At 66.4% G+C, this 500-nt stretch carries 1 pseudogene; it reads right to left on the bottom strand.

The features are described 5' to 3' along the window. Positions 1–338, bottom strand: a pseudogene (locus ACY5KJ_RS19735) (hypothetical protein); the annotation flags it as partial. Between the last annotated feature and the right edge of the window lie 162 nt (positions 339–500).

Genomic DNA, 500 nt, shown 5'->3' with positions numbered 1-500 from the left:
ACCATGGCGTGGCGCACGGCCCCCGCCGCGCTCGTCGCCGCCCCGTCGGATTCCAGCTCCATCGAACTGGCCAGCCGGGTGCCCTCGGCGGTGAGCCGTACGAGCCGGCCCTGGCCGGCGAGTACGGGATCGGCGGAGGCGACTCCGGCGTTCTCCCATCGCTTCACGACGGCGCGAGCCGCGTTCTTGGAGATCGGGTGTTCCGGGCCGAGAATCTCCGAGATGTCCGATTCGAAGGCGGCTCGCATGTCGAAGATCCATTCGAGGACGTGGAGATCCCGTTGGTTGAGGCGAACGTGCCCCCTGTCCGCTCTGCTCTTGCGAGGCTGGTCTGACACCGTGCTCCCTGGGGTTTATGGCTGGGAAGTCTATGGGCGCGGGGTTCTGCGGTCGTGATTGTCGTCAACCCGGCCGGGGTGGTTCCACGTGTTGTCGCGATGTGCCGCTCCGTGGGGCCGGGACTTGTGGCCCTATGGAGTCGAAATGAAATAACTTGCGCG

The sequence above is a fragment of the Frankia sp. CcWB3 genome, from assembly GCF_977927595.1.
The sequence above is the reverse complement of the archived record's forward strand: the minus strand, read 5'-3'. Positions and strand labels throughout refer to the sequence as shown.